A 10963-nucleotide genomic window follows, 5' to 3' on the forward strand; every position below is an offset into this window, starting at 1 on the left:
ATGAACCAAGAAAGCTGGCACGCCGTTACCCCTCAGTATTCTCAATACGACTCTCAGATTCAACGCTTCGATACTTTAGAGTTGGTTGATTTTTTCGACATCCAAGCTCGACTCAAGCATACATTAACAACCTTTTGTCATTTAGATGGCCTAAGCCGCTTGCTGATCGTCAACTCGCTCGATAACTCTTTTTATCGTCAGTTAATAAAAGACGGCATCAACCGCATTGATCGTAATAAGCCAGTATTCTCGACAGAGTCTTTAAACATCGCCACTCTATTAGGCTCCTACACATGCAATGATAAAGGTGACATTGTCACCTCTAGTGTCGGTCTGTTAGATAAAGCGAATAATGGCTATTTAGTGATTCCGGTAAGTTTGGTACTTGCCAACCCAGCTAGCTGGCAGATGTTGAAATCCGTTCTTCTTGGTCAAGGCGTTAGTCCAATCAATGCGAACCCACATAAAATTGCGACTGAACAGCCAGTAAACCACTACCAAATAAAAATTGTTATTGTCGGCGACCGCCATCAAATCGCAGACTTTGAGTACATAGAACCAGAAGCTTATACTGGCCTTGCCCTGTTTACTGAAGTTGAAAACGAGTTTGCCTTAACGCCGCAGAGCGTAGAAGCTTATTTTGGCTTTATCGCTTGGTTGGTCAAAACGCATCAGTTACCTCCCCTGTCTTTCGGTGCGCTTCATCGGTTAATGATTGCCGGTGCGCGCTATACTGAAGACCAACACTACATGCCTATTGAGGTGCTGTGGTATCTTTGTTTGTTTCAAGAAGCCAAACTTACCTCAAACGGTAAAGTACTGTCAGAGCAAGATCTTGATGCCGCTCTAGACAGCAAGTATTTCCGAGAAGCTTATCTACCTGAACGGGCATTGGCTGACATCACCGATGGGCAAGTCTTGATTGAAACCAAAGGTGAAAGTGTTGGTCAGGTAAACGGATTAACCGTGATTGATATACCAGGTCACCCTATGTCATATGGTGAACCCGCGCGAATTTCATGTGTTATCCACTTCGGCGATGGGGATATTTCTGATGTAGAGCGAAAAGCGGAGCTTGGTGGTAACTTACACGCCAAAGGCATGATGATAATGCAAGCGTTCGTCAGTAGTGCACTTAGACTCGACGAGCCGTTACCCTACTCTGCATCCGTTGTTTTTGAACAATCTTACAGCGAAGTCGATGGTGATAGCGCGACGCTTGCCGAACTATGCTCGTTTGTCAGTGCTTTGTCGGAATACCCAATAAATCAACAAATTGCAGTTACTGGTGCTGTTGATCAGTTTGGACGAGTACAAGCTGTTGGTGGCCTCAATGAAAAAATTGAAGGCTTTTACCATGTTTGTAAACACCAAGGCTTAACTGGCGAGCAAGGTGTCATTTTACCAAAATCAAACTTAAAGCATTTAGCGCTCAACAAAGATGTCGTTGAGAGCATTAAAAACAATCAATTTCATATCTGGTCAGTATCAACCGTTGATGAAGCCGTCCCTATCTTAATGGGTAAGCCATTTCGTGGTGATGATGACGAAAGCGTAATCAGCAAGATTGCGCAACGTATTGAAAACTTTGAAAGACATGAACATCCGCAAGGAATTGTGGAGCGCATCAAAAACTGGTTCGTTTGAGTAAAAAATGGCCACAAAACGACTGATCGGAGTTGTTTAGCGTACACCTGTTCACTAACATGCTGCTATCAAAATCTGGAGTAATTGATAATGCAAAACAAACGTGATTCTTATAACCGTGATGATCTTCTAGCCTCAAGCCGAGGAGAACTGTTCGGTCCTGGTTACCCACAACTACCAGCACCAAATATGTTGATGATGGATCGCATCTCTAAGATGTCAGAAACAGAAGGTGATTTCGGTAAAGGTCTTATTCTAGCAGAGTTAGACATTACTCCTGATCTATGGTTCTTTGATTGCCACTTCCCTGGTGATCCGGTAATGCCAGGTTGTCTAGGCTTAGATGCCATGTGGCAATTGGTTGGCTTCTTCTTAGGCTGGGTTGGCGGTAAAGGTCGAGGCCGAGCTCTGGGTGTTGGTGAAGTGAAATTTACCGGCCAGATTCTGCCAACGGCGAAAAAAGTAACTTATGAAATCCATATGAAGCGTGTCGTTAATCGCAAACTGGTTATGGGTCTTGCTGATGGACGTGTACTGGTTGACGGTAAAGAGATTTATGTTGCTAAGGACCTGAAAGTTGGCCTTTTCCAAGATACGTCAGCGTTTTAACTGTTTCTTATATAGTAAAGCGACTCTCTAGAGTCGCTTTTTTGTTGACAATGCATTTAGTTATAGTGCACCAGGTGGCTATTTAAAAGCCCCTTACGGGGCTAAGTTCCTATATCGTATGTGGATTGAGTGTTATTTGTAGAGACCAGAGTGTTTATCTTCTCTGGCATCGCGCCAACCACCAAGCCAATTGGATCGAACATCCATCTGTTGGTACGGACATGCCTCCATCGAGCGGCCATTTAGACCTGCTTTGTAACCTTGAGATTGAGCTCTTTCCAAGCGGTCACGCTTTTGTCTCTTCATAGTGTCGTCCTCATACATAAAATGTTTCTTAACGTACTACTTAAAACACCTCACTCCATTCATCGTTTACACAATGACGTAACGAGTAGATGTGAAGCTTTTATGACTTCACCTTTAAGATTCGATCAAAAAAGAGCCAAATTCAAGCGAAAAAAAAGCACAGATCCAAAAATGTGAACCTGTGCTCTTGTTTACAATTTAATCTATTTTCTACGGAACCCAAGTAAGCCGAGTAGAGTCAGTGCTAAGAACCCTAATGTACCACCTTGGCGCTCTACCGTACTCTGTTCGATTGGACGTTTAGAGATACTGGTAGCATCTTGAATAGGTACAAGTTCCACAGCTACTAATGATGCCCCAGCACTACAAGCGGCGTTAAACGCTTCACTGTCCCATCCACCAGCGCAGTAATATGCCGTTGCCGCAATGACACCCGCATCATTAATATCTGCCGCTTGAACGATACGATATTGATTATTGTCTGAGGAAGCTCCAGAACCATATGTTAAGTCATCTAGATAACGAGCTTGACCACCGATTGGCGCTGAGCCAGATGTTACACCCAGATTAGTGATAAATGCACGTTGCCCACGAGGCTTACCATTAGTTTCAGGATGTTGATCATAATCTATGGTACCAACTACATCATTATGATTATTGATACTTCCGGCTTTACCGTTCGCGCCTGAAAAAAAGATACTGCCACTGAATGCTTTATATGAAGGTGAATCCAAATCATTCACATAAAATAGCGTATTAGAATATGCCCCGTTTAGTGGCTCATCAAGCTTAGCTGTACCAATTGCTATCTTGTTATCGTTAACCGCCTTCAATGTTTGATTCAAGTACCGTTCTGAATCATAAGGAAAGTTGTTAACCTGCACAGGTGTCCAGCTTACACCACTGTCTGTTGATTTAAAGACCGTCGCCTTAAACCTTATATCATTATCTGAGTTATACCCCACGGCATACAAATTGGCACCGTCTTTAATGATATCGCGCGCACTTGCATGAGCACGTCTATCGCCATTGTTCGCGCCACCAAACCAACTAATTGGTTGCTGCAATATTCCATTTATCCATACAGCGGCTTTTGAGTCGTTATCACTTGAAGAATGATTGTTGGTTCTAGTAACGCTGCCGACAGTATAGTAATTGACTCCATCATAGAGTGTCTTCCATGCATGCGACTCAGCATATGTGGTACTTGCTGTATCCGTTAAAGAAAGATCAGAAACCGTACTGCCATCAGAACTGGTAAACGCAACATTTCTCGGTGTACCACCAATGGTTCGGTTACCAGTAGCAAAACCGCTATCAATACTATTAACTACTGTATTTTCTGAGTAAAGTGATACACCATCTAGATACGCGATAGAACCCGCATAATTACCACTCTGCTCATTGGCGTAGCCATTAGTGTATTGCTGGGTTGCCCATCTTTCACACAGCGTATCCGAATAACCTAAGAAACGATAACAATAGCTACGAAAGCCTTCCCAGTTGTCATCTAGATAACTCCAGCCAAATGGTGAGAAAAACGGAGCTTCGTCGCGATACTGAAAACCTTCACGATAGCGTTTTACTTCCGTTGCCATAACAGAAGTGTTTTCGTTACAAACATTGTTCCAACAAACCGAAGTTTCAGGCGATATTGCTACACCATAAGTTTGCAGGTCTGTGCTCGCACCTTCAGGCGCACTCTGATACACATTGTAAAGCGCAGCATTGGCGCTAAAAGAAGCCGCAACCATCGCGGCTAATGTGGTGACTTTTAATATATTACGACTCATTAAATTTAACTTTCCTGTTGCATTGCTTCGAGCTCTTCCCAGCGCTCGAAGGCAATTTCAAGCTCCTGCTCTAGAGCAGCAAGCTTTTCTAATACGGCTTGTGTCTGATCGACGGGCTTTGAGAAAAACTCAGCGCTGTTAACTTGCTCTTGAAGAGATTCGATGTCAGCTTCGAGCTGTTCAAGTTTGGCCGGAAGTACTTCCAATTCTCGCTGCAGTTTATAAGATAACTTCTTCGGCTTGTTGTTCACTGCACTCGTTTTGGGAGTTTCCTCAACCTGTTGGACGGTTTTCGTTGTTTTTTCGTTCACTCGCGCTTTATGAGACTGCGCACGCTGTTGCTGAGCATCATGATAACCACCAACGAACTCTTCGATGACACCTTCTCCCTCGAAAATCCAGCTTGTCGTTACCGTGTTATCAACAAACTGGCGATCATGGCTTACTAATAAAAGCGTACCTTGATAGTTGGCAAGCAAATCTTCTAAAAGTTCCAATGTTTCGATATCTAGATCGTTGGTCGGCTCATCGAGAACTAGCAAGTTATTCGGTTTAAGGAAAATACGTGCGAGTAGTAAACGGTTCTTCTCACCGCCTGACAGTGCTTTTACTGGTGTACGTGCGCGTTTAGGAGCGAAGAGGAAATCTTGCAAGTAACTTAAGGCATGGCGTTGACGACCGCCCACCATCACTTCTTGTTTCCCATCAGCTAAGTTATCAATCACCGTCTTCTCAGGGTCGAGAATTTCACGATACTGATCGAAATACGCCACTTCAAGTTTAGTCCCACAATGCAAGGTACCCGATCGTGGCTCAAGCGTGTTCAATAGAAGTTTAAGTAGTGTACTTTTGCCGCAACCATTTGGCCCGATTAGCGCAATACGATCGCCACGCATGATATTGAAAGAAAAGTCTTTAACAATCGATTTATTTTCAATCGAGTAACTCATATTCTTAGCTTCGAATACGATCTTTCCTGAGCGAGAAGCGTCATCAATCTGAATGTTCGCTTTGCCCTGCACTTCACGACGGTCTAGACGTTCGTCACGCAGTTTTTTCAAGGCTCTAACTCGTCCTTCATTACGCGTTCTACGCGCTTTGATACCTTGACGAATCCAGACCTCTTCTTGCGCTAATTTTTTATCAAACTCGGCATTTTGCATCTCTTCGACACGAAGCATCTCTTCTTTTTCGATCATGTAATTATCGTAATTACCAGGGAACGAGGCCAACTTACCACGATCAAGATCGACGATACGCGTTGCCATTGACTTAATAAAAGCGCGATCGTGAGAGATAAAGATAATCGAACCGCGAAAATCCTTTAGGAAATTTTCCAACCATTCGATGGTGGTCACATCAAGGTGGTTGGTCGGTTCATCAAGCAATAGCACATCAGGGTCACACACTAGAGCGCGCGCCAATGCAGCCTTACGCTGCCAACCGCCCGATAAATCAGTCAGCTTGACATGCCCATCTAGCTTCAGTGCAGCCAAAACATTCTTAATTCGGTCTTCGTAACGCCATGCACCGGAATGCTCAAGCTGCTCTTGGATACGTGAAAGCTTATTAATATTTTGCTCTGATGGATCGACCGCGATGAGATCGAGCAGATCTTGATAGATCTTAATTTGATTGCCGATTTCCGCAACGCCACCAGCAACATAATCAAATACAGTTCCTTCTTGATTACGCGGTGGATCTTGCTCTAAGCGCGATACCACGACATCTTGAGTCACGGTAAGTTTGCCATCATCGAGCAGTACTTCGCCCGCGATCACTTTCATTAACGTCGATTTACCGGCACCATTACGGCCAACTAAACAAACGCGTTCGTTCTCTTGTAAGGCGAAGTCCGCGCTATCAAGCAAAGGATGGTCGCCATAGGCTAACAGTCCATTATTAATTGTAAGTAATGCCATTGTTTCCTAACCAAATCTGTAACTGTTGTAAATCAAACGGCCAGTTTAGCTCACTGCCGTGATAATGTAGCACTGGAATAGTGACGCCGTAACGAGAAAATAACTCATCATCAAACGCGATATCAACGATGGTAATAGATTCGTTGATATTAAGCTGTTGGGTGAGAGTCAGTGCCATCTCACATAGATGGCAGCCCTCTGTACTGAATAATGTAATCACGGCTCACCTATTAGTGTTTGTGCTTAGTGTTTGTGCGCAAGAACCCAACAATTGTGGATATGCTTATTACGTGCAAAGTCCAGTGGTAACGTTTGGTGCGAGATATTATTTGCAACCAAACCAATCTCTTCTAACGCTGCCTGATCCATTTTGAAATGACGTTTATTATTTGAGAACACGATAGTACCGTCCGCTCTCAACAAGCGTTTAAGATTTCTCATCAATTGGATGTGATCGCGTTGCACGTCAAAGCTTTGTTCCATACGTTTTGAGTTAGAAAACGTTGGTGGGTCAATAAAGATCAGATCAAATTGCGCCGTCGATGTCTCAAGCCACTGCAAACAATCCGCTTGCTCGAAACGATGCTGACGACCAACTTGGCCATTAAGCTTCATGTTCTCTTTGGCCCAATCGAGATAAGTGTTAGACATATCAACCGTCGTTGTTGATTTTGCCCCACCACAAGCCGCATGCACGGTTGCAGAGCCTGTATAGGCGAATAGGTTAAGGAAATCTTTACCTTGCGCCATTTCACCTAACTTGCGTCGAGTGAGCTTGTGATCAAGAAATAAGCCAGTATCGAGATAATCGTGCAGATTAACAATTAGCTTAACACCGTACTCATTGACGGTTAGCGTTTCAGACTCTTGTGATAGCTTTTGATATTGAGAGCGGCCTTTCTGTTTCTCTCGAACTTTGAGTACCACTTTATTAGCATCAATGCCCGTCACTTGAATCGCTGCACGAATAATATCGGTAAGGCGACGTTTGGCTTTCTCTTCTGGAATATCTTTTGGTGCAGCGTACTCTTGAATCACTAAGTTATCGAGGTAGATATCAATGGCAACGTTATACTCTGGCAAGTCAGCATCGTAAATACGGTAGCAATCCAGTTGTTCTTTACGTGCCCATTTCCCTATCTTAGCGATATTCTTTTTTAAACGATTCGAAAAGTCAGGAGCAATCAAAGATTCAGTGACATTGTCACCTGTTGCTTGCGAAGAACGCTCACTGATTGAATAGTTTTTTTGGTGACAAGGTAACGCGCCGTTGTTGAGCTTGAACTGTTTATCTGCACGCATTCGCAAACAGCTAAGTAATTCATCAGAACTTGAGAAAATAGACGCCTGACAACCACCAAATTCAGCCTTGAGCTGGGCGCCAAATGCGGTATAGAGCGCGATTAAACCTGGATGAGTCCCCAAACGCTCACCATAAGGCGGGTTAGAAACAATAACACCAGCTTCAAAGCCTTTTGGACGTTTTAGTTTTGCCGCATCCGCCAATTCAAATTCAATCAACGAGTCCACACCCGCACGGCGAGCATTGTCACGTGCAGTTTTGAGTACCCGTTCGTCGTTATCAAAACCGAAAAATTTAGCGTCAACTTTTTTGACGCCGCGTTTTGCCTGTACTGATGCTTCGGATTTAACCTCAGCCCACAACTCAGGTTGAAAATCTTCCAGTACTTCAAAGCCCCATTTAGGACGATTAACACCAGGAGCCATATTCGCCGCCATCATAGCCGCTTCAATCAATAAAGTACCTGAGCCACACATCGGATCGAGGAATGATTTTTCATGCGTCCAACCACTGCGAAGGATAATTGCCGCCGCAAGTGTTTCTCTTAAAGGCGCGCGCCCCGACTCAGGACGATATCCACGTTGATGAAGGCCACCTCCAACCATATCAACACCAAGAATCGCTTTATCTCTGTGTAAACGAACGTGAATGCGAAGATCAGGTTGATCTTTACTGATCGACGGTCTAGGTAGGTTTTTCTTTTCAAAACTATCGACTATCGCATCCTTTACTTTCATGGCGCCGTATTGGCTATTACGGATTTCTTGGTTAGTACCGTTGAAATCAACAACCAACTTGTTTCGGCTGTGGAACTGATTCACCCAGTTAACAGCCGATGCGGCCAAGTAAAGATCCATATCATTGTTACAAGTGAATTCTGATAGCACGCGTACGAACCTTGAAGCCAAGCGGCTCCACAAGCAGACTCGATAGATCTGTTCATTTGTCGCTTTAAAGCGAACCCCTGCTTGCACGGGTTTGGCGTTGCTAATTCCAAGCTTGGTCAGCTCGTCTACCAATAGGTTTTCAAGGCCATTGGAGGTAACGGCAAGATATTGATGCATAGTGATGTTTTGATTCTTTAAAAAAATGACCCCGCATTATACCTGACTCGCTTAGTTACTGTTAGCTCAATCCCTTAATTCACCCTTTTTCTCTCTTCAATCGTTCAATTAATCATCAACATCTCGTGTCGTATTTTAACGTCATGCCAATGGAGTAGCTAAAACCAATTCTGTTATTCGATAAGCAATTAGAGCGAAGTGAATACTTATTCTTGCCAAAACTGGTCTATACCAGTCATTAATTTTTACGTAACAAAGCAACAGAAAATCGTCAAATGAGGAATTATTGGGGGATTACGCGAGATTTAAAGGACAGATATGAGGATAAAGACATTGCTTTGTCGGTGAAATTTTGAACTCATCTCACAATAGAGACACACGCTGCTGACGATGATTCGAGCAGCTCGTCTCATTTAGGACGTAAATGATAGACAAAAAAAAGCCAACTTTTTTAAAAAGCTGGCGGAAAATGAAACAAAGGAACGATAATTGGGCTTACGCCTATCCTATCCAACCATTGAGATAGGTTGAACATGGAAATGGTGATTACATAATTGAATTCGGTCGTGCATAACTTTAATGGCTTGGCCAAACTCTAGGCACTTAGAACTATTGAGCCAAAACGCTTCTAAATTGACAGAGGCACATAAGCTGGCGCTCTCACCCACTTCAAGCACTAAGAAGTAGCCATCACTGTAAGAGTTGTTAAGACGAATTAGGTCCCCTTCCTCAGGCTTTAACTGACCATCGGAGAGTGAATCAAAGAACCAGCTTTTAGGCTGAACAGGTTTATGAAAGCGTTTTGCAGCAACACAATAGAGCGTCAGTTCTGCTTGTTTTGGCTCACTGAGACCCAGTAATGAGATTTGCTCTTTGTATGTCATGTAAGCAGAGGCGTCATCAACTGAAAATTCATTGATACCAATCGCGCACTCGACAATCAACTTACGAGCAAGATTGGTTCTAAATACCATGTTATCACCCAGATCAAGCATCAAGTGCTGCTCTGAGTCATCATAGTACCAGGTCCATTTGTCACTGGGTTTAAGCATCGTTCCATCTCTTTATTTGTAATGAATGTCGGTAAAACGCTTAATTACCTCGCCAATCAATACTCAGATTCTATGCGCTAATAGACGAAAAAAAAGAGGAAATGAAAGCTCATTCCCTCTTCTCGAGTGCTTAAAATTGCTGTATGTGTCCCTAGTGACAATGTCACTTAAGCGATTAATAATACTAACTATTAAATGTTTTTAACAATATCTCGTACTAATCCAGGACCTTTATAAATAAAGCCTGAGTAGACCTGAACCAGATTTGCACCAGCCATCATCTTCTCTTTTGCCGCAACATATGAATCTACACCACCAACACCAATTATCGGGATTTGGTTATTAAGCTCTTGATGCAAACGGCGAACCACTTCGGTACTACGTAATTGCACAGGTCGACCACTTAAGCCCCCTGCTTCGTTCGAATGTTTCATACCTTCGACAATTGAACGGTCTAGTGTAGTATTGGTCGCGATCACTCCATCAATCTGATTTTTGATCAATGACTGGCAAATTTGGCTGATCTCATCATCACTAAGATCCGGTGCGATCTTTAGAGCAAGAGGGACATATTTATCATGCTGCTTCGCTAACTCGGCTTGTTTTGCTTTTAACTCAACAAGAAGTTCATCTAATGCTTCACCATATTGTAGTGAACGCAATCCAGGTGTATTCGGTGATGAGATATTAACGGCGATGTAATCGGCGTACTGATAGACTTTATCCATACAGATCAAATAGTCTTCTGCACCCTTTTCGATTGGTGTGTCTTTATTTTTACCAATGTTGATACCAAGAACACAGCTGTATTTGGCTTTCTTAACATTTTCAATCAGGTTATCGACACCTAAGTTATTGAAGCCCATTCGATTGATGATGCCTTCTGCCTCAACGAGACGGAATAAACGTGGTTTGTCATTGCCTGATTGAGGTCGCGGCGTGACCGTTCCTACTTCAACAAAGCCAAAGCCCATCGCATCAAAAGCTTCTATGCATTCACCATTTTTATCAAGCCCTGCAGCAAGTCCAACCGGATTACGGAACGTTAGCCCCATGCATTCGACTGGGCGATGTGGTAGCTGTTGACGATAAAGAAGATCGAGTGGTGTACCCGTAAAACGTTTGAAGTTTTGAATTGCAAGATCATGTGCCTTTTCGGCATCAAGTTGGAAAAAGCCAGTTCTGGCTAGACGGTAAAGCATTGTGCCTCCGAAAGAAAAAAGCCCCGTGTAAACGGGGCTGTATTATTCAATGTTTTACCGAAAAA

Annotated in this window: 9 protein-coding genes; 2 read left to right on the top strand and 7 right to left on the bottom strand. The window is 43.3% G+C overall.

The features are described from left to right. Entirely contained in the window at window positions 1-1647 is a 1647-nt protein-coding gene (locus tag BS19_RS08995) for a S16 family serine protease (RefSeq protein ID WP_038174755.1), read from the top strand. Between the two features lie 90 nt (window positions 1648-1737). Further along, window positions 1738-2256, top strand: a complete 519-nt coding sequence (gene fabA / locus BS19_RS09000; protein WP_038174756.1) for a bifunctional 3-hydroxydecanoyl-ACP dehydratase/trans-2-decenoyl-ACP isomerase — start codon at window positions 1738-1740, stop codon at window positions 2254-2256. A gap of 132 nt (window positions 2257-2388) precedes the next feature. Here the strand turns inward: fabA and rmf are convergent, their stop codons facing one another. The 7 genes from rmf to pyrD form a co-directional block, all read right to left on the bottom strand. Then, on the bottom strand, window positions 2389-2562 hold the full coding sequence (gene rmf / locus BS19_RS09005) for a ribosome modulation factor (RefSeq protein ID WP_038174819.1): 174 nt from the start codon (window positions 2560-2562) through the stop codon (window positions 2389-2391). A 203-nt stretch (window positions 2563-2765) separates the two neighbouring features. Then, entirely contained in the window at window positions 2766-4355 is a 1590-nt protein-coding gene (locus BS19_RS09010) for a DUF3466 family protein (RefSeq protein ID WP_038174757.1), read from the bottom strand. Window positions 4356-4360: 5 nt separating this feature from the next. Continuing rightward, entirely contained in the window at window positions 4361-6277 is a 1917-nt protein-coding gene (locus tag BS19_RS09015) for an ABC transporter ATP-binding protein (RefSeq protein ID WP_038174758.1), read from the bottom strand. Next, complete coding sequence (locus BS19_RS09020; RefSeq protein WP_084185954.1) at window positions 6258-6497, bottom strand: glutaredoxin family protein; 240 nt, start codon at window positions 6495-6497, stop codon at window positions 6258-6260. Before BS19_RS09020 ends, BS19_RS09015 begins: the two co-directional genes overlap by 20 nt. A gap of 23 nt (window positions 6498-6520) precedes the next feature. Further along, the gene (gene rlmKL, locus BS19_RS09025; RefSeq protein ID WP_038174761.1) at window positions 6521-8644 is read right to left on the bottom strand and encodes a bifunctional 23S rRNA (guanine(2069)-N(7))-methyltransferase RlmK/23S rRNA (guanine(2445)-N(2))-methyltransferase RlmL; all 2124 of its coding nucleotides are present in this window, start codon (window positions 8642-8644) and stop codon (window positions 6521-6523) included. 506 nt (window positions 8645-9150) lie between these two features. Beyond that, window positions 9151-9696 carry a cell division protein ZapC gene (locus tag BS19_RS09030; protein WP_038174762.1) on the bottom strand — a complete coding sequence of 182 codons (546 nt, stop codon included), beginning with the start codon at window positions 9694-9696 and terminating at the stop codon, window positions 9151-9153. A 191-nt stretch (window positions 9697-9887) separates the two neighbouring features. Beyond that, window positions 9888-10898, bottom strand: coding sequence for a quinone-dependent dihydroorotate dehydrogenase (gene pyrD / locus BS19_RS09035; RefSeq protein ID WP_038174764.1), 1011 nt, complete (start codon window positions 10896-10898; stop codon window positions 9888-9890). Window positions 10899-10963: the final 65 nt, after the last annotated feature.

Origin of the sequence: Vibrio pacinii DSM 19139 (assembly GCF_000711795.1) — a bacterium.
GTDB lineage: Bacteria > Pseudomonadota > Gammaproteobacteria > Enterobacterales > Vibrionaceae > Vibrio > Vibrio pacinii.